General features: G+C 46.2%; 29 protein-coding genes. 27 read left to right on the forward strand and 2 right to left on the reverse strand.

Going from position 1 to position 16309, the window contains the following annotated elements; genetic code table 11:
* Positions 1-298: 298 nt before the first annotated feature.
* Positions 299-643, forward strand: coding sequence for a DUF6883 domain-containing protein (locus AC6RV6_RS24815; RefSeq protein ID WP_500243567.1), 345 nt, complete (start codon positions 299-301; stop codon positions 641-643).
* The gene (locus AC6RV6_RS24820; protein ID WP_500243568.1) at positions 640-969 is read left to right on the forward strand and encodes a DUF4926 domain-containing protein; all 330 of its coding nucleotides are present in this window, start codon (positions 640-642) and stop codon (positions 967-969) included. Before AC6RV6_RS24815 ends, AC6RV6_RS24820 begins: the two co-directional genes overlap by 4 nt.
* Positions 970-1041: 72 nt before the next feature.
* Here AC6RV6_RS24820 and gatC read toward each other — a convergent pair whose 3' ends face one another.
* A complete protein-coding gene (gatC, locus tag AC6RV6_RS24825; RefSeq protein ID WP_500243569.1) occupies positions 1042-1329 on the reverse strand; it encodes an Asp-tRNA(Asn)/Glu-tRNA(Gln) amidotransferase subunit GatC in 288 nt (95 codons plus the stop codon).
* A 63-nt stretch (positions 1330-1392) separates the two neighbouring features.
* On the reverse strand, positions 1393-1914 hold the full coding sequence (locus tag AC6RV6_RS24830; RefSeq protein WP_500243570.1) for a photosystem I assembly protein Ycf3: 522 nt from the start codon (positions 1912-1914) through the stop codon (positions 1393-1395).
* Between the two features lie 584 nt (positions 1915-2498).
* On the opposite strand from AC6RV6_RS24830, the gene rplC reads away from it, so the two are divergent.
* From rplC to AC6RV6_RS24955, 25 genes are all read left to right on the forward strand, one after another.
* Entirely contained in the window at positions 2499-3143 is a 645-nt protein-coding gene (rplC, locus tag AC6RV6_RS24835) for a 50S ribosomal protein L3 (protein ID WP_500243571.1), read from the forward strand.
* Positions 3144-3232: 89 nt separating this feature from the next.
* Entirely contained in the window at positions 3233-3868 is a 636-nt protein-coding gene (rplD, locus tag AC6RV6_RS24840; RefSeq protein ID WP_500243572.1) for a 50S ribosomal protein L4, read from the forward strand.
* On the forward strand, positions 3858-4181 hold the full coding sequence (locus AC6RV6_RS24845) for a 50S ribosomal protein L23 (protein ID WP_500243573.1): 324 nt from the start codon (positions 3858-3860) through the stop codon (positions 4179-4181). The genes rplD and AC6RV6_RS24845 overlap by 11 nt, the downstream gene beginning before the upstream one ends.
* 56 nt (positions 4182-4237) lie before the next feature.
* Entirely contained in the window at positions 4238-5071 is an 834-nt protein-coding gene (rplB, locus tag AC6RV6_RS24850) for a 50S ribosomal protein L2 (protein WP_500243574.1), read from the forward strand.
* Between the two features lie 20 nt (positions 5072-5091).
* Positions 5092-5370, forward strand: a complete 279-nt coding sequence (rpsS, locus tag AC6RV6_RS24855) for a 30S ribosomal protein S19 (protein ID WP_500243575.1) — start codon at positions 5092-5094, stop codon at positions 5368-5370.
* 37 nt (positions 5371-5407) lie between these two features.
* Positions 5408-5767: a 50S ribosomal protein L22 gene (rplV, locus tag AC6RV6_RS24860; RefSeq protein ID WP_500243576.1), complete on the forward strand. Its 360-nt coding sequence runs from the start codon at positions 5408-5410 to the stop codon at positions 5765-5767.
* Positions 5768-5779: 12 nt separating this feature from the next.
* Positions 5780-6499: a 30S ribosomal protein S3 gene (gene rpsC, locus AC6RV6_RS24865; RefSeq protein ID WP_500243577.1), complete on the forward strand. Its 720-nt coding sequence runs from the start codon at positions 5780-5782 to the stop codon at positions 6497-6499.
* Positions 6500-6583: 84 nt separating this feature from the next.
* The gene (gene rplP / locus AC6RV6_RS24870) at positions 6584-7003 is read left to right on the forward strand and encodes a 50S ribosomal protein L16 (protein WP_500243578.1); all 420 of its coding nucleotides are present in this window, start codon (positions 6584-6586) and stop codon (positions 7001-7003) included.
* 44 nt (positions 7004-7047) lie between these two features.
* Complete coding sequence (rpmC, locus tag AC6RV6_RS24875; protein WP_500243579.1) at positions 7048-7323, forward strand: 50S ribosomal protein L29; 276 nt, start codon at positions 7048-7050, stop codon at positions 7321-7323.
* A 7-nt stretch (positions 7324-7330) separates the two neighbouring features.
* A complete protein-coding gene (rpsQ, locus tag AC6RV6_RS24880) occupies positions 7331-7579 on the forward strand; it encodes a 30S ribosomal protein S17 (RefSeq protein WP_500243580.1) in 249 nt (82 codons plus the stop codon).
* 43 nt (positions 7580-7622) lie between these two features.
* A complete protein-coding gene (rplN, locus tag AC6RV6_RS24885; RefSeq protein WP_500243581.1) occupies positions 7623-7991 on the forward strand; it encodes a 50S ribosomal protein L14 in 369 nt (122 codons plus the stop codon).
* Positions 7992-8348, forward strand: coding sequence for a 50S ribosomal protein L24 (gene rplX / locus AC6RV6_RS24890; RefSeq protein WP_500243582.1), 357 nt, complete (start codon positions 7992-7994; stop codon positions 8346-8348). It begins immediately after the preceding gene.
* Between the two features lie 74 nt (positions 8349-8422).
* Complete coding sequence (gene rplE, locus AC6RV6_RS24895; RefSeq protein ID WP_500243583.1) at positions 8423-8968, forward strand: 50S ribosomal protein L5; 546 nt, start codon at positions 8423-8425, stop codon at positions 8966-8968.
* A 60-nt stretch (positions 8969-9028) separates the two neighbouring features.
* Complete coding sequence (rpsH, locus tag AC6RV6_RS24900) at positions 9029-9430, forward strand: 30S ribosomal protein S8 (protein WP_500243584.1); 402 nt, start codon at positions 9029-9031, stop codon at positions 9428-9430.
* 79 nt (positions 9431-9509) lie between these two features.
* The gene (gene rplF, locus AC6RV6_RS24905; RefSeq protein ID WP_500243585.1) at positions 9510-10052 is read left to right on the forward strand and encodes a 50S ribosomal protein L6; all 543 of its coding nucleotides are present in this window, start codon (positions 9510-9512) and stop codon (positions 10050-10052) included.
* A gap of 3 nt (positions 10053-10055) precedes the next feature.
* The gene (gene rplR / locus AC6RV6_RS24910) at positions 10056-10418 is read left to right on the forward strand and encodes a 50S ribosomal protein L18 (RefSeq protein WP_500243586.1); all 363 of its coding nucleotides are present in this window, start codon (positions 10056-10058) and stop codon (positions 10416-10418) included.
* Between the two features lie 44 nt (positions 10419-10462).
* A complete protein-coding gene (gene rpsE / locus AC6RV6_RS24915) occupies positions 10463-10990 on the forward strand; it encodes a 30S ribosomal protein S5 (protein WP_500243587.1) in 528 nt (175 codons plus the stop codon).
* A 101-nt stretch (positions 10991-11091) separates the two neighbouring features.
* Positions 11092-11535 carry a 50S ribosomal protein L15 gene (rplO, locus tag AC6RV6_RS24920; RefSeq protein ID WP_500243588.1) on the forward strand — a complete coding sequence of 148 codons (444 nt, stop codon included), beginning with the start codon at positions 11092-11094 and terminating at the stop codon, positions 11533-11535.
* A gap of 147 nt (positions 11536-11682) precedes the next feature.
* Positions 11683-13017 (forward strand): preprotein translocase subunit SecY, encoded by a 1335-nt coding sequence (secY, locus tag AC6RV6_RS24925; RefSeq protein WP_500243589.1) that lies wholly within the window; start codon positions 11683-11685, stop codon positions 13015-13017.
* Positions 13018-13098: 81 nt separating this feature from the next.
* Positions 13099-13659, forward strand: coding sequence for an adenylate kinase (locus tag AC6RV6_RS24930; RefSeq protein ID WP_500243590.1), 561 nt, complete (start codon positions 13099-13101; stop codon positions 13657-13659).
* A 64-nt stretch (positions 13660-13723) separates the two neighbouring features.
* On the forward strand, positions 13724-13948 hold the full coding sequence (gene infA, locus AC6RV6_RS24935) for a translation initiation factor IF-1 (RefSeq protein ID WP_008191178.1): 225 nt from the start codon (positions 13724-13726) through the stop codon (positions 13946-13948).
* Between the two features lie 198 nt (positions 13949-14146).
* Complete coding sequence (rpmJ, locus tag AC6RV6_RS24940; protein WP_006618079.1) at positions 14147-14260, forward strand: 50S ribosomal protein L36; 114 nt, start codon at positions 14147-14149, stop codon at positions 14258-14260.
* Between the two features lie 103 nt (positions 14261-14363).
* Complete coding sequence (gene rpsM / locus AC6RV6_RS24945) at positions 14364-14747, forward strand: 30S ribosomal protein S13 (protein ID WP_500243591.1); 384 nt, start codon at positions 14364-14366, stop codon at positions 14745-14747.
* A 46-nt stretch (positions 14748-14793) separates the two neighbouring features.
* On the forward strand, positions 14794-15186 hold the full coding sequence (rpsK, locus tag AC6RV6_RS24950) for a 30S ribosomal protein S11 (RefSeq protein ID WP_500243592.1): 393 nt from the start codon (positions 14794-14796) through the stop codon (positions 15184-15186).
* 120 nt (positions 15187-15306) lie between these two features.
* A complete protein-coding gene (locus tag AC6RV6_RS24955) occupies positions 15307-16248 on the forward strand; it encodes a DNA-directed RNA polymerase subunit alpha (protein ID WP_500243593.1) in 942 nt (313 codons plus the stop codon).
* Positions 16249-16309: the final 61 nt, after the last annotated feature.

The following is a 16309-nucleotide window of genomic DNA, read 5'->3' on the forward strand; positions in this document are numbered from 1 at the left end:
TAAGTTCTCTCGATTTTCAAGAAAAAAAACGTTTCGAAGAATATTATGAGCAGAACAAAGATCTTTTAAAAGATGCCTTGAAAGAGGCTATAGAAAATTATTTAATATTGGTCGAAAAATATAGGATAGATGCACCTTTTCCACTTAATCCATATACAATAATTCGGCATATTCTATATTTTTCGGACAAACCAAAATTTAGTTCTATGTTATGGGAAGTACAGCAAAATAATTTTGATTTGTGGATTCAGGAGAACCAAGACAAAATATCTAATGACTGATTTTGGGAGATAAATCGATGACATTACCCGATCGCTTCGAGTTTCCTTTAGCCAAAGCTCAATATCTTTTCAACTATATCGGTAAATCCGGTCAAGGAGGTGACAAACGTAAATTTTGGCAAGAAATCATGGGTTTTGAATCACCCGAAGCAATTCGAGAGGCAATTTTAGCGACTGTTTCTCTCGATATGTTGCAATCTCAAAATCAGAACGACTTTGGACAATTATATCGTGCATATATCGAACTTTCTGGAGCTTCTGGAATCACAAGGCGAATTAGAACAGTTTGGATCGTTCTATTTGATGAAAACGTCGCTAGATTTGTTACCGCAGTCCCCGATCGCACAGGAGATTTAACATGATTGTATTTCAATTGTTTGACGAAGTAAAACTCACTGAAGATATTCATTTAATCGACGGAAAAATTGCACAAAAAGGAACAGTAGGTGCAATTGTTGAAGTCTTTAAAAATGGTGAAGCGTATATGGTTGAACTCTTTGGAAACTGGGTAAAATACGACGATCGCGGAAACTGGATTTCTGCATCTCAAGACGAAACAGGGGCATTTATGGAAACATTAGGAATAGAAACAGTTTATCCTCATCAATTGGAGTCGATCGCATCTGCACGAGAAACCCAAGAGATTGCCAATGTTACTTCAGCCAACAAAGAGCATTCTCCTCTATAATTAAATTTGTGCGATTGCAAGGTAAAAACCAATGTTTTTCGGTAAAATCGTCTACTCGATCGCATCCTCCCATCAATCGCTTAATATCTGAGGAACTTGGAAAAAGCGATCGCTGCGATCGGGGGCTGCATTCAACATTTCGTCTTGTTCTAAAGATGGATCTAAGCGATCGGGACGAGTAATATTACTGGTTTCAATTGCCCTCGTCGTCGGCTTAATCTCATCCGTATCGAGTTCGCTGAGTTGCTCGAAAGATTCGAGAATGCTACTCAGTTGACGAGTAAACGCTTCTTCCTCAGTTTCCGTGAGTTCCAAGCGAGCGAGATGGGCTACTTTTTGGACTTGTTCGCGATCGAGCATTTTCAGTTATCAGTTATCAGTTATCAGTTATCAGTTATCAGTTATCAGTTATCGGTGGGGAAATTAGAAGAAAACATCGATTTCAGAGCGTCCGGTGGTTTTGAGCCAGTTTTGCGCTTCAATGTAATTATTGGGGGCAATGCGGACGGCTTGTTTCCAGTATTCTGCGGCGCGATCGAAGAGCGCTTCGGCTTCCTCTTCCCTGCCATCATCTTTCGCGTGTTCCCCTTGATAATGGTAAATTACAGCAACATTATTTAGGGCTTGGGGCATTTTAGGATTGAGATCGATCGCCTCGTGATAAAACTCTAAGGCTCGATCGTGTTCGCCGTTGCTGGCATGAATTAAGCCAATATTGTAGAGAATGTAACTGCGATCGTTGGGATCGTCTTCTAAAGTTAAAGCTTCATTATAATTATCTAAGGCTTCGGCATATTCTCCATCCGCTTGTGCAGCCATACCATCGCGGTAATAAGCAAAGGCCTTCTTGGCGTTTTGGTTGGTCGGCAGTAACTTGAGAATGAGGTCTGCCATAACCGTGAAACTTTTATCGATAAAATTATCGTTACGCTGTGTCCGAGGCATCGTTTTTCAATGATGGGCGATCTTTGCTTTCCTATTGTAGGGCGATCGGTTGCATCCGCTACTCACCCCTTGAGAATCTCTAGAATTTTGGGGTCGCGATCGCGGCTTTCCCCTGCAAAACCCAAGACTTGGACCCCAAAAATAAAATTTCCCTCGCAGGCTTGACACGATCGCACTAACTCGATATAGTGAATGATTGTGACATTAAAACGTTAAAACTGTGTATTTCGCAACAAGTCGAAAGACACTTTTAACACCACGGCAAAGATATCGTTTCATTGCGAGATACTGGGGCTACCAGTTCCTAAGTCTTAGATGAAGTTAAGCGATCGCCCAAATTAATGTTATTAACCTAAGAAACAACTAAAAAAAGTTTTAATCACATCGGTTTCCCAAACCAGATTTAAGGATTGGGAAATTTATGGTCTTGGGAGGACAACACGACCATCTAAACTCGTTTGGCGAGATTTAGAGGTGTTAGAGATTAACACCGCGATCGGACAGACCTCAAAAGCAAAATTGCTCTTGTATCACACAAGGTGCATTAAATTCAGCGTTGTTTAGAACAAGAGAGAGGTAAGCCCGTGTCTGTGGGGATTCTTGGTACCAAACTCGGCATGACCCAAATTTTTAACCAAGAAACGGGAATTTCCATCCCCGTGACGGTTATCCAAGCAGGTCCTTGTACGATAACTCAAATTAAAACAAAAGAGACGGACGGCTACATTGCTGTTCAACTCGGTTACGACGACGTTAAACCCAAAACCATCAACAAGCCGGAATTGGGTCATTTAACTAAATCCGGAGCATCTCCCCTGCGTCACTTGAAAGAGTATCGCCTTGAAGATACCTCCGCCTACGAATTAGGACAAACCCTTAAAGCCGATATTTTTGCGGCAGGGCAACTCGTTGATGTTTCTGGAAAGACCATCGGCAGAGGATTTGCCGGCTATCAAAAGCGTCACAATTTCCGACGAGGACCCATGTCTCACGGGTCTAAAAATCACCGTTTACCCGGTTCTACCGGAGCCGGTACCACACCGGGTCGGATTTATCCCGGTAAGAAAATGGCAGGACGTTATGGTGGTAAAAAAATCACCGTCCGCAAACTGGAAGTCGTCCAAGTGGATGCAGAAAGAAACTTACTGCTCATTAAAGGCGCTATCCCCGGAAAAACGGGAAATCTCCTCAATATTTCTCCTGCCAATATTGTCGGACAGAAAAAGTAAATAGGTTATTAGTTATTGGTTATCGGTTATTGGCAAACCAGTTAGCGATCGCCAAATAACAAACAACAAACAACGAACAACAAACGAAAATGGTTACTCGCGCAGTTAAAAATTGGCAAGGAGAAGAGGTTGGAGAAGCGACCTTAGAACTCAAAGTTGCTAAAGAAGAAAATGCTTCTCATATCCTTCATCGTGCCGTCGTGCGTCAATTGGCCAACGCTCGTCAAGGAACGGCCTCGACGAAAACCCGTGCCGAAGTGAGAGGGGGCGGTCGCAAACCGTGGCGGCAAAAAGGAACGGGACGCGCCCGTGCTGGCTCCATTCGTTCTCCCTTATGGCGAGGAGGCGGCGTAATCTTCGGACCCAAACCGAGAGATTACAGCCAAAAAATGAACCGTAAAGAGCGGAGATTGGCCCTAAGAACGGCTTTAACCAGCCGTGCAGAAGATTTAATTATCGTTGAAGATTTTGCCGAGCAAATTTCTCGCCCCAAAACCAAAGAATTAACCTCGGCTCTCCAACGTTGGGGAATTGCAGAAAACGAAAAAGTTCTGCTCATTGTCGGTGAAAAAAATGACAATGTTTATTTATCCGGTCGCAATATCGAAAAATTACGCATGATTTTGGCGACCAACTTAAACGTTTACGACCTACTCAATGCTGACAGAATCGTAGCGACAAGTTCGGCGATCGCAAAAATCAAGGAGGTGTACGGTGAAGACTAGAGTTTATAAAACCAGACAATACGATCCCAGAGATCTCGCAGATTTGATTCTCAAGCCGATCGTGACTGAAAAAGCAACACTGTTACTCGAACAGAATAAATATGTTTTTGATGTCAAACCCAAGGCCACCAAACCAGAAATCAGAGCCGCGATCGAAAGTCTCTTTGATGTCAAAGTTGTCAAAGTAAATACTCATAATCCCACTCGCAAGAAAAAGAGAGTTGGCAAATTTATTGGGTATAAAGCCCTTTACAAACGCGCGATCGTCACCCTTGCTGAAGGCGATGAGATCGTTCTCTTCCCTGAAGTGTAGAGACGCTGAATGCAACGTCCCTACCGATAACTGATAACTGTTCACTGATAACTGAAATGGGTATTCGTATCTTTCGACCGATGACTCCCGGGACTCGACAAGCCAGCGTGTCTGACTTTTCCGAGATTACCAAGAGCAAACCGGAGAAATCTCTAACTAAATACAAGCACCGCAAAAAAGGACGCAATAATCGCGGGGTGATTACCTCTCGCCGTCGAGGAGGTGGTCACAAGCGCCTTTATCGCGTCATCGATTTTCGTCGAGACAAGCGTAATATGAACGCGGAAGTCATTGCGATCGAATACGATCCTAACCGCAACGCTCGTATTGCCCTCGTTCAATACGAAGATGGAGAAAAGCGCTATATCTTATGCCCCGACAAATTAAGCGTAGGGACGACCATCACCGCCGGTCCAGATGCACCTTTTGAAATTGGCAATGCTTTACCTTTAAGCAAAATCCCTTTAGGAAGCGACCTGCATAATATCGAACTCTATCCTGGTCGAGGCGGTCAAATCGTGCGATCTGCGGGAACTGGCGCTCAATTAGTTGCCAAAGAAGGGAACTATGTTACCTTACGCCTTCCTTCCAAAGAAGTGCGGATGGTTCGCAAAGAATGCTATGCCACAATGGGTCGCGTGGGCAATGCCGAAGATCGAAATCTGAGCCTAGGAAAAGCTGGGCGATCGCGCCACCGAGGTCGTCGCCCGCAAGTGCGAGGCAGTGCCATGAACCCCGTGGATCACCCTCATGGCGGTGGAGAAGGACGCGCTCCCATCGGTCGTAGCGGTCCGGTCACCCCTTGGGGAAAACCCACCTTGGGTCGTAAAACTCGCAAACGCAATAAACCTAGCGATCGCTTAATTGTCCGGCGACGCAGCCAAAAATAACAAATAGCCAATAGCAAACTATGAGTCGTTCATTAAAAAAAGGTCCATTCATAGCCGATAGCCTGCTCTCGAAAATCGAGAAAATGAATGCCAAAGGCGAAAAGCGAGTGATTAAAACTTGGTCTCGCGCTTCTACCGTCTTACCCCAGATGGTCGGTCATACCATCGCCGTTCATAACGGCAGGCAGCACGTTCCCGTTTTCATTAACGAGCAAATGGTCGGACACAAACTCGGGGAATTTGCCCCCACCCGTACCTTTCGAGGTCACGCCAAAAGCGACAAAAAAGCCAGACGATAGGCAAAAACGATAGGAACAACAAGATACAGAGAGAACAATGGCAGTCGATCTATCAGAAGAAATCAAAGCAACCGCCCGCTATATCCGGATGTCCCCTCGCAAAGTGCGACGCGTCTTGGATCAAATTCGCGGGCGCTCCTATCGAGAAGCCTTAATTATTCTCGAATTCATGCCTTATCGCGCTTGCGAACCGATTTTAAAAACCCTGCGATCGGCCGCCGCTAACGCCGAACACAATAACGGTTTCGATCGCACGAGTTTAGTCGTGAGTACCGCCTTCGCCGATATGGGTCCCAAACTCAAACGGTATCGTCCGAGAGCGCAAGGTCGCGCCTATCAAATCCAAAAGCCGACCTGCCATATCACCATTGCCGTTGCATCGAAACTAGAAGAATAAGAGGAACAATTTGTGGGACAGAAGATTCATCCAACCGGTTTTCGCTTAGGGATTACCAAAGAACATCGCTCTCGCTGGTACGCCGACGAGAAACGATATCCGGAACTCCTGCAAGAGGATCGTAAAATTCGCACCTACGTTCAGGATAACCTCAGCAATGCGGGAATTTCTGACGTGAGAATCGAACGCAAAGCCGATCAAATTGATTTAGCCATTCATACCGCCCGTCCGGGGGTCGTCGTCGGTCGTGGCGGCAGTGGCATCGAATCCTTGCGGACAGGGCTGCAAAACTTCCTCGGAGGCAATCGTCAAATTCGCGTCAACGTCATTGAAGTGTCTCGCGTTGATGCAGATGCCGTCCTCATTGGCGAATACATTGCCCAACAGCTCGAACGGCGGGTTTCCTTCCGTCGCATCGTGCGCCAAGCCATTCAACGGGCGCAACGAGCAGAAGTTCAAGGCATCAAAATTCAAGTGAGCGGTCGTCTCAACGGTGCAGAAATCGCCAGAACAGAATGGACGCGGGAAGGACGAGTTCCCCTACACACCTTGAGAGCGGATGTCGATTATGCTTACCGCACGGCTAAAACGATCTACGGTATTTTAGGGATTAAAGTTTGGGTTTTCAAAGGTGAAATTATCCCCGGTCAAGAGGACATTGCTCAAGAACCCCAAGTCACTCCCTCTCGCCGTCAGCGCCGCCGCCAACAATTTGAAGATCGCTCCGAGTAGGTCATTGGTAATCGGTCATTGGTAATCGGCTCATTACCCGTTACCCATTACCCGTTACCCATTACCCATTAACCATTACAAATCATGCTCAGTCCCAAAAGAACAAAATTCCGCAAACAACAACGCGGGCGAATGAGAGGATTAGCCAAAGGCGGTACGACGTTTAACTTTGGCGATTTTGCCCTACAAGCCACCGAACCTTGTTGGATTACCTCTCGTCAGATTGAAGCCGCACGGCGTGCCATGACCCGTTACATTCGTCGGGGTGGAAAAATTTGGATTCGCGTTTTCCCAGATAAACCCGTAACCATGCGCCCGGCCGAAACTCGGATGGGTTCGGGGAAAGGTTCTCCCGAATATTGGGTTGCTGTCGTTAAACCCGGACGGATCATGTTTGAAATGTCTGGCGTGAGCGAAGAAATCGCCAGAGAAGCCATGCGCCTCGCTGCCCAAAAACTACCCATTAAAACCAAATTTCTCGTTCGTCCCAAAATTGACGAATGATAAGCGTTAACTGATTCTTTTATTTCAATTCATCCTTCTCAATAATGGCTTTATCTAAAGTTGAAGATGCCAGAAATCTCAGTGATGAAGCACTGGCCGAAGAAATTCTTACTGCCAAACGAAAACTCTTTCAACTCCGTTTGGAAAGAGCAACCGGGCGGTTAGAAAAAACTCACGAATTCAAACATACGCGACGTTGGATCGCCCAATTGCTTACGGTCGAACGGGAACGAGAACTCGAAGAAGATGAAAGCTCTGGATCTGAAGACACATCATCTCCGGTCGAGGCTTCTACAACATCCATAACTGAAGAGGAGTAAACAAATCGTGGCAACAAAAGAACGAGTGGGTGTCGTGGTGAGTAACAAAATGGAAAAAACCGTCGTGGTTTCCATTGAAAGCCGTTCCCCCCATCGCAAATACGGCAAAATTCTCGCCAAAACCAAAAGATATAAGGTTCACGACGAGGAAAATAAATGTCAAGAAGGCGATCGCGTCCGCATTCGCGAAACCCGTCCTCTCAGTCGCACCAAGCGTTGGACAGTTGCTGAAATTCTCGAAAGCACTCAAAAATAATCGATTATTCACGAGCAATGAGACTGCTCATTGAAAAAAGGCCATGATTCAACAACAAACCTATCTCAATGTTGCCGATAATAGCGGCGCTCGCAAACTCATGTGCTTGCGAGTCTTGGGGGCGGGAAATCGCGACACGGGCGGCATTGGCGATCGCATCGTCGCCGTCGTCAAAGATGCCATTCCCAACCAAGGGGTGAAAAAATCCGATATCGTCACCGCCGTCATTGTGAGAACCCGTCACGCCGTCCGGCGAGCCAGTGGCATGACCATTCGCTTTGACGATAATGCTGCCGTGATTATCAACGCCGACGGCAATCCTAAAGGAACCCGCGTCTTCGGACCCGTCGCGCGAGAACTACGGGATAAAAACTATACCAAAATCGTCTCTCTTGCACCGGAGGTTCTCTAAATGGCAGTCACAAGCGCCAAATCCAAAACTCCCAAGCGTTACAAAATGCACGTCAAAACTGGCGATACCGTACAGGTCATTTCCGGGCGCGACAAAGGAAAAATTGGCGAAATCACTAAAACCATTCCCAAGTCGAGCAAAATTGTCGTGCAAGGGGTTAATGTGAGAACCAAACACGTCAAACCTCGTCAAGAAGGTGAATCAGGTCGAATCGAAACCTTTGAAGCACCTATTCACAGTTCTAATGTGATGCTCTATTCCACGAAAGAAAAAGTCGCCAGTCGCATTTCTTATACCTTTACCGAAGAAGGACGTAAAGTGAGAATGCTCAAAAAAACAGGCGAAATTATTGATTAGTTATTGGTTATTCGTTGTTTGTTATTGGGTTCCAAACAACAAACAACAAACAACAAGCAACAAACAACAAACTCATGGTTCAACGCTTAAAAACTGTCTACCAAGAACAAATTGTTCCTAAATTAATGGAACAGTTTAGTTACGGAAATATCCATCAAGTCCCCAAAGTCATCAAAGTTACCGTTAACCGAGGCTTAGGGGAGGCATCGCAAAATGCAAAAGCCCTCGAATCGTCCCTGAGCGAACTGTCAACGATTACCGGACAAAAACCCGTTGTCACCCGGGCCAAAAAAGCGATCGCTGGCTTTAAAATTCGCCAAGGAATGCCCGTCGGGGTCATGGTGACCTTGCGCCAAGAGCGAATGTATGCTTTTCTCGATCGCCTTATCAGCTTGGCATTACCTCGCATTCGCGACTTTCGCGGCGTGAGTCCCAAAAGTTTTGACGGTCGAGGAAATTACAGTATCGGCGTGCGAGAACAATTAATTTTCCCGGAAATCGAGTACGACAGTATCGATCAAATTCGGGGCATGGATATTGCCATCATTACCACGGCTAATACAGACGAAGAAGGACGCGCCCTACTTAAAGAAATGGGGATGCCCTTCCGCGCCCAATAGGGACACCCCCAACCTAGGGGCATATCCCTAGGCTCAATAGCAAGGAGGAAAAACCCACGCATGGCAACAAACGACACGATTTCCGATATGCTCACTCGCATCCGCAATTCCGGTGCGGTTCGGCATCCAAGCACTCACGTTCCCGCCACTAAAATGACCCGCAGCATTGCCCGAGTCCTGAAACAAGAAGGATTTATTGGGGATATTGAAGAGGTCGGGGAAGGAATCAAAAAAGAATTAGTTTTATCCCTAAAATATACAGGGAAGAACCGCAAACCTATCATTACCAAGCTCAAACGCATCAGCAAACCCGGTTTGCGAGTTTATAAAAATCGCAAAGAACTCCCTCGCGTTTTAGGTGGCATCGGCATTGCGATTATTTCCACCGATCGCGGCATTATGACCGATCGCGAAGCACGAAAACAAGGATTAGGCGGTGAAATTCTTTGCTACGTCTGGTAAAGATGCTGTCAGTTCGTTATTGGTTATTTCACAAACAACAAATAACAAATAACAAACAACAAAAAAGGAGTAATTAATTATGTCTCGCATTGGCAGACGCCCCATAGAACTTCCTAAAGGCGTAACTGTAACCATTGAAGGGCGGCACGTTAGCGTCAAAGGTCCCAAAGGGCAGCTCGAACGCACCCTCCCCGAAACTGCGATCGCCGAACAAAACAACGGCATCATCAATGTCAACCGCCAAGATGACTCGCGAGTCGCCCGCCAGTGTCACGGTTTATCGCGAACTTTAGTAGCGAATATGGTCGAAGGAGTCTCAAAAGGTTATGAAAAACGCTTGAGTATTATCGGTGTCGGTTATCGATCGCAAGTGCAGGGAACCAAGCTGATTCTCAACGTAGGGTACAGCAAACCCGTTGAGATTGATGCCCCAGACGGGATTAAATTCGAGGTTGTCGAAAAAGGTCTCGAAGTCATCATAAGCGGTATCAATAAAGAAATTGTTGGCAACGTTGCCGCTAAAATTCGAGCCGTGCGCCCTCCTGAAGTTTATAAAGGCAAAGGCATTCGTTACAAAGGCGAATACATCAGACGCAAAGCAGGTAAAGCAGGGAAAAAATAAACCATGAAAAAAACTCGCAAAGAATCCGTTCGTCGCCGCCATCGTCGGTTGCGGAAAAAATTAAGCGGTACTGGAGACTGTCCTCGCTTAGCTGTTTTTCGCTCTAATGGTCACATTTACGTCCAAGCGATCGATGATGTGGCTCAACATACCATTGCCTCGGCTTCTACTCTCGATAAAGAGCTAAAAGGGCAACTCGAGTCGCAAGCGACCTGTAAAGCCTCGGAAGTCGTGGGAAAATTAGTCGCCGATCGCCTGCAAGCGAAAGGCATTAAAACCGTTGTTTTCGATCGCGGCGGCAACCTCTATCACGGTCGCGTCAAAGCCCTTGCCGATGCAGCAAGAGAAGCCGGACTAGAATTTTAACCAGTCACTCACCCATTAATCACCCGTTACCCGTTATATGAAGTATGGCTAAGACCAATAAAAAGAAGAAAAATAACCGCACGAAAAAAGAAGAAGCCTTCCAAGAACGGGTTATTCAAATCCGTCGGGTTTCTAAAGTTGTCAAAGGCGGTAAAAAACTCAGTTTCCGAGCGATCGTCGTCGTTGGGAATGAAAAAGGCAAAGTCGGTGTCGGCGTGGGTAAAGCTGCTGATGTCATTGGCGCAGTTCGCAAGGGCGTTGCCGATGGGAAAAAGAAACTGATTGATGTTTCTCTCACCAAAGCTAATTCTATCGTTCATCCCACTCGAGGCTCTGCGGGCGGTGCAAAAGTCATGATCCGTCCGGCGGCTCCCGGTACTGGGGTAATTGCTGGGGGAGCCGTGCGAACTGTCCTCGAATTAGCAGGCATCCAAAATATTCTGGCGAAGCAACTCGGTTCTAATAACCCGCTCAACAACGCTCGGGCGGCTGTCGATGCCTTAGAAACCTTGCGAACCTTTAAAGAAGTGGCTCGGGAGCGCGAAATTTCTATCGAACAACTATTTGCATAATTTGTTATTTGTTGTTTGGCAATACAGTTCTAGCTTTTTCAGACGTTAACTCTATTACCCATCACTAATAACCAATAAACCAATAACCAATAACCAAAACAATGAGACTACACGAGATAAAACCCAAAAAAGGTTCCAAAACACGCCCTCGTCGAGTGGGACGAGGAATTGCTGCCGGACAGGGTGCAAGTTGTGGGTTTGGGATGCGCGGACAAAAATCGCGATCGGGAACGGGAACGAAACCGGGCTTTGAAGGGGGTCAAATGCCCTTGTATCGGCGAGTGCCAAAATTAAAACACTTCACGGTTATCAATCGCCGCTATTACACGATTATCAATGTTCGCAGCTTGGCCTCGCTTCCTGCCAATACTGAAGTCACCCTCGAATCTCTCATGGAAGTCGGCATCGTGACTCAAAATGACGGGCCGTTAAAAATTCTGGGGGATGGCGAACTCAAGGTTGCCCTCACGGTAAAAGCGGCTGCTTTGACTGGGAGTGCTAAGGAAAAAATAGAAGGGGCTGGGGGAACTTGGGAAATTGTTTGAGACGATCGCCCGCCCATATTTTGACGTTGAGGACTCCGCGACGAAGTGCGAAACTCCGTCGCGATCGCGTCCGGTAAGATAAAAATATATGTCATCAGAACAACAATTTAATGATTTGTATTTGCAAATTCAATGAGGTAAACCTTTATGGTTGTCAGTCGAGATAAAACACCGACGGCTCAAGAAACTTTTGCTCAAATGGCACAAGCAGCAGGCCTGAGAGGACGATTACTCGTCACTCTAGGTCTGTTGGTTTTAGTTCGTTTGGGGGTTTATATTCCCATTCCGGGCATCGATCGCGAACGCTTTTTGAATGATATCGGCAACAGTCCCTTAATTGGCTTTTTAGATGTGTTCTCGGGAGGCGGTCTCTCGGCCTTGGGGATTTTTGCATTAGGGATTTTACCCTTTATCAATGCCTCGATTATCATGCAGCTTTTAACAGCTGCCCTGCCCTCCCTAGAAAATTTACAAAAAAATGAAGGGGAAGCGGGACGGCGCAAAATTTCCCAAATCACCCGTTATGTAGCAGTGGGCTGGGCTACCTTGCAAAGTATCATGCTGGCAACTTGGATTCAATCCTTTGCCCTCGAACCGGGACCGGCATTTTTTGTAGAAACCGTTCTGGCATTTACGGCGGGTTCGATGTTCGTCATGTGGGTTTCGGAACTCATTACCGAACGCGGTATCGGCAATGGTGCTTCTTTGCTCATCTTCGTCAATATTGTCGCCGTTCTGCCAACAATTTTGGGTAACACCATTGATGTTGCCCAACAAGGCGGGCGAGAAGATATTGCCAAAGTCATTATTCTGTTGCTGGCCTTCTTAATGATGATTGTGGGAATTGTCTTCGTTCAAGAAGGAACCCGACGCATTCCCATTATTTCCGCCCGTCGGCAAGTGGGACGTAGATTGTATCGCGAACGCTCAAATTATTTGCCCTTGCGCCTCAATCAAGGCGGTGTCATGCCGATTATTTTTGCATCGGCGATGTTGTTCTTACCTGCTTCTTTGGCGCAATTTACCCAAGGCAAGGAAGGGTTTGTTGGGGATTTGCATCAAGTTCTCAACCAATTCTCCAATTACATCAGTATTAATGGTCCGACACCTTGGGCTTACGTGCTGGTGTTCTTTACATTAATTGTCTTTTTCAGCTATTTCTACGCTTCCTTAATCGTGAATCCCGTGGATATGTCCCAAAACTTGAAAAAAATGGGATCTAGCATTCCGGGAATTCGTCCGGGTAAAGCCACTAGCGAATATTTGGAACGGACGATCAATCGCTTAACTTTCTTAGGGGCAATGTTTTTGGGGATTGTTGCGACGGTGCCGACAGCAGTAGAAAGTGCGCTAGGCATTCAAACTTTAAGAGGTTTGGGGGCAACTTCCTTACTGATTCTTGTGGGGGTGGCGATCGATACCGCAAAACAAATTCAAACCTACGTGATTTCTCAACGCTATGAAGGCATGGTGAAACAGTAATGGCTCGGTAATTGATTACCGATTTTCTTCATAATCAATTACCTATTACCTATTACCCATTACCCATTACCTAATAACAAAATGCACTATCAATTAGTTTTTTTAGGACCTCCCGGGGCTGGAAAGGGAACCCAAGCAAAAATGCTGGCGGAAACGGTAAAAATTCCCCATATTTCGACAGGAGATATTTTACGTGCCGCGATCGCCAACAATACACCTTTAGGTCAGCAGGCCAAATCCTACATGGATAAAGGAGACCTCGTTCCCGATACTCTGGTTGCCAATATGGTACGAGAACGCTTACAAGAATCCGATGCCAAGAAAGGTTGGATTCTAGATGGCTTTCCCCGCACGGTCGAGCAAGCCTCGTTTTTAGGCGAGTTACTGTCCCAACTCGAGGGCAATTCCTTGCAAGTTCTCAATTTGGAAGTCCCCGAACAAATTTTGGTCGATCGCTTGGTGGCACGAGGTCGCTCTCAAGATGACAATCCCGAAACGATTCGCAATCGCTTGGAAGTGTATCAACAAAAAACCGCACCTTTGATTGATTACTATCAAAAACAAGGGAATTTGCATTCTGTAAATGGCGATCGCTCTCTCGAAGAAGTTCGCCAATCCTTGATTGCGATCGTCGGTGTTTAATGGGATTTTCGTGAATTTTTGCTAAGATTAATTAAAGAAAAACATCATTGAGGATCGAAGTCAATTGGCTAAACAAGATTTAATTGAAATGGAGGGAACTGTTACGGAATCACTTCCCAATGCCATGTTCCGCGTTGATTTGGATAATGGGTTTAATGTTTTAGCTCATATCTCCGGAAAAATCCGTCGGAACTACATCAAAATTCTCCCCGGCGATCGCGTCAAAGTTGAACTGACCCCTTACGACTTAACCAAAGGACGCATTACCTATCGCCTCCGAAAAAAATAGCGCATTTCATGCAAATGCAGCTTCAGTCTGATGACGTTGGTATTTCTGGTATGTCTCGAATGGCTAACCTTTGCCTACAGCCCAAAATAACCAACTCAAATCCATCGAGACGCAATTTACCAATCTTGGCTTTTAGACTTGCTAAAGTTAGCAATTATTGATATAATTAAGAGCTTGCAGTGTGGCAAAAAAAAAGGCATGAAAGTTCGAGCATCAGTCAAAAAAATTTGTGAAAAATGTCGCGTCATTCGTAGGCGCGGTCGAGTGATGGTGATTTGTTCTAACCCCAAGCACAAGCAAAGACAGGGATAGAACCTAAGAATTACTCATTAGAATTACTCATTCTCTCAATTTATCGTCCTAACTTTTGTAGGCATCTTCAATATTCTCATTTTACGGAGTAATAGAAAAAACCGTGGCACGGATAGCAGGAATAGATCTTCCTCGAAACAAGCGCGTCGAAATTGGACTTACCTATATCTATGGAATCGGTTTGTCGCGCTCTCAAGAAATCTTAAAGAAAACAGGAGTCAACCCCGATACTCGAGTTAAAGATCTCGGCGACGAAGATGTGACCGCCTTACGGTCGTGTATTGAGGCCAATTATCAAATCGAAGGGGATTTGAGACGGCTGGAAAACATGAACATCAAGCGCCTGATCGATATCGGCACCTATCGCGGTCGCCGCCATCGCCAGGGCTTGCCCGTGCGCGGTCAGCGAACTCGTACCAATGCTCGCACCAGACGCGGCAGGCGCACGGCGATCGCTGGAAAGAAAAAGGCCAGCGCCAAAAAATAATTCCCTATAATCCACCCCCATTACCCATTACCGATACCCCAATAACATGGCAAGACCGACAAAGAAAGGCGGAGCGAAAAAAACAAAACGGAATGTTCCCAATGGAATCGCTCACATTACCTCTACGTTCAACAATACAATCGTAACGATTTCCGATACCAAAGGCGATGTAATTTCTTGGGCTTCTTCGGGATCGAGCGGTTTTAAAGGCGCGAAAAAAGGAACGCCTTTCGCCGCACAAACTGCCGCCGATAGTGCTGCGCGGCGGGCGATGGAGCAAGGAATGCGCCAACTCGAAGTCATGGTGAGCGGTCCTGGGGCCGGACGGGAAACAGCCATTCGTGCCTTACAAGCTTCCGGGTTGGAAATTACCCTCATTCGCGATGTGACTCCCATTCCTCATAATGGTTGTCGTCCCCCTAAACGTCGTCGAGTTTAGAGTCCGCGATCGCATTGACAATTACTGAAAGGTCGAAAGGATAAGGCACAAACACCCTGCCATTCATCGATCTCAATGTAGAGTCCCAGGGACAACGACAAACAGGAGAGGTAACAGGCCGTGGCGCAATTTCAAATTGAATGCGTTGAGTCCAAGACGCAAAAAAATCAAAGCCAATATGGCAAATTTGTCCTCGAACCCTTAGAAAGAGGACAAGGAACAACCGTTGGTAATGCCTTGCGGCGAGTCTTGCTGGCTAACTTAGAAGGAGCCGCCGCAACTGCCGTTCGCATTGCTGGGGCTAATCATGAATTCGATACTATTCCGGGAGTTCGTGAAGATGTCTTAGAAATCCTTCTCAATATGAAGGAAATCGTCTTTCAAAGTTTTGCCACAACTCCTCAAATCGGGAGATTGGTGGCCAATGATTCGGGGACGGTGACAGCAGCACATTTCGATTTACCCTCAGAAGTTCAAATCGTCGATCGCAATCAATATATCGCGACGTTGGCCGAAGGGGCGCGATTGGAAATGGAGTTTCGCATTGAACGAGGAAAAGGCTATCGAGCAGTCGATCGCACGAAGGATGAAGTTTCTTCTCTGGATTTCCTACAAATCGATGCGATTTTCATGCCTGTCAGCAAAGTGAATTATGCGGTAGAAGATACCATTATCGATGGTGCAATTCCCAAAGATCGATTAACTCTCGACATTTGGACGAATGGCAGTATCAAACCCGAAGAAGCTCTTTCTCAAGCGGCGGGGATTGTAGTGGAACTGTTTAATCCCCTCAAGGATTTAACCCTCGAGCAGATCCAGGAAGACGATCAAGACAGCGAAGATCCCACCAGCCAAATTCCTATTGAAGAGTTACACCTCTCAGTACGGGCATACAACTGCCTCAAACGGGCGCAAATTAACTCTGTTGCCGATCTCCTTGATTACTCTCAAGAAGACCTTTTGGAAATCAAAAATTTCGGTCAAAAGTCTGCCGAAGAAGTCATTGAGGCACTGCAACAGCGATTGGGAATTACCCTGCCCGCAGAAAAAGCCAAGAGTTAGCGATGAGCTCAGTACAGGACAAAACTTGCAAAAAGGCATGGGAAGAGGGTTTGATAAAAAT

Source organism: Spirulina sp. LEGE 11439, assembly GCF_059821285.1.

What these genes read in the sequence shown, in the direction of transcription:
- AC6RV6_RS24815 (WP_500243567.1), top strand. Translation starts at nt 299, where the DNA reads ATGACATTACCCGATCGCTTCGAGTTTCCTTTAGCCAAAGCTCAATAT.
- AC6RV6_RS24820 (WP_500243568.1), top strand. Translation starts at nt 640, where the DNA reads ATGATTGTATTTCAATTGTTTGACGAAGTAAAACTCACTGAAGATATT.
- gatC (WP_500243569.1), bottom strand. Translation starts at nt 1,329, where the DNA reads ATGCTCGATCGCGAACAAGTCCAAAAAGTAGCCCATCTCGCTCGCTTG.
- AC6RV6_RS24830 (WP_500243570.1), bottom strand. Translation starts at nt 1,914, where the DNA reads ATGCCTCGGACACAGCGTAACGATAATTTTATCGATAAAAGTTTCACG.
- rplD (WP_500243572.1), top strand. Translation starts at nt 3,233, where the DNA reads ATGGTTACTCGCGCAGTTAAAAATTGGCAAGGAGAAGAGGTTGGAGAA.
- rplB (WP_500243574.1), top strand. Translation starts at nt 4,238, where the DNA reads ATGGGTATTCGTATCTTTCGACCGATGACTCCCGGGACTCGACAAGCC.
- rpsS (WP_500243575.1), top strand. Translation starts at nt 5,092, where the DNA reads ATGAGTCGTTCATTAAAAAAAGGTCCATTCATAGCCGATAGCCTGCTC.
- rplV (WP_500243576.1), top strand. Translation starts at nt 5,408, where the DNA reads ATGGCAGTCGATCTATCAGAAGAAATCAAAGCAACCGCCCGCTATATC.
- rplP (WP_500243578.1), top strand. Translation starts at nt 6,584, where the DNA reads ATGCTCAGTCCCAAAAGAACAAAATTCCGCAAACAACAACGCGGGCGA.
- rpmC (WP_500243579.1), top strand. Translation starts at nt 7,048, where the DNA reads ATGGCTTTATCTAAAGTTGAAGATGCCAGAAATCTCAGTGATGAAGCA.
- rplN (WP_500243581.1), top strand. Translation starts at nt 7,623, where the DNA reads ATGATTCAACAACAAACCTATCTCAATGTTGCCGATAATAGCGGCGCT.
- rplX (WP_500243582.1), top strand. Translation starts at nt 7,992, where the DNA reads ATGGCAGTCACAAGCGCCAAATCCAAAACTCCCAAGCGTTACAAAATG.
- rplE (WP_500243583.1), top strand. Translation starts at nt 8,423, where the DNA reads ATGGTTCAACGCTTAAAAACTGTCTACCAAGAACAAATTGTTCCTAAA.
- rpsH (WP_500243584.1), top strand. Translation starts at nt 9,029, where the DNA reads ATGGCAACAAACGACACGATTTCCGATATGCTCACTCGCATCCGCAAT.
- rplF (WP_500243585.1), top strand. Translation starts at nt 9,510, where the DNA reads ATGTCTCGCATTGGCAGACGCCCCATAGAACTTCCTAAAGGCGTAACT.
- rplR (WP_500243586.1), top strand. Translation starts at nt 10,056, where the DNA reads ATGAAAAAAACTCGCAAAGAATCCGTTCGTCGCCGCCATCGTCGGTTG.
- rpsE (WP_500243587.1), top strand. Translation starts at nt 10,463, where the DNA reads ATGGCTAAGACCAATAAAAAGAAGAAAAATAACCGCACGAAAAAAGAA.
- rplO (WP_500243588.1), top strand. Translation starts at nt 11,092, where the DNA reads ATGAGACTACACGAGATAAAACCCAAAAAAGGTTCCAAAACACGCCCT.
- secY (WP_500243589.1), top strand. Translation starts at nt 11,683, where the DNA reads ATGGTTGTCAGTCGAGATAAAACACCGACGGCTCAAGAAACTTTTGCT.
- AC6RV6_RS24930 (WP_500243590.1), top strand. Translation starts at nt 13,099, where the DNA reads ATGCACTATCAATTAGTTTTTTTAGGACCTCCCGGGGCTGGAAAGGGA.
- rpmJ (WP_006618079.1), top strand. Translation starts at nt 14,147, where the DNA reads ATGAAAGTTCGAGCATCAGTCAAAAAAATTTGTGAAAAATGTCGCGTC.
- rpsK (WP_500243592.1), top strand. Translation starts at nt 14,794, where the DNA reads ATGGCAAGACCGACAAAGAAAGGCGGAGCGAAAAAAACAAAACGGAAT.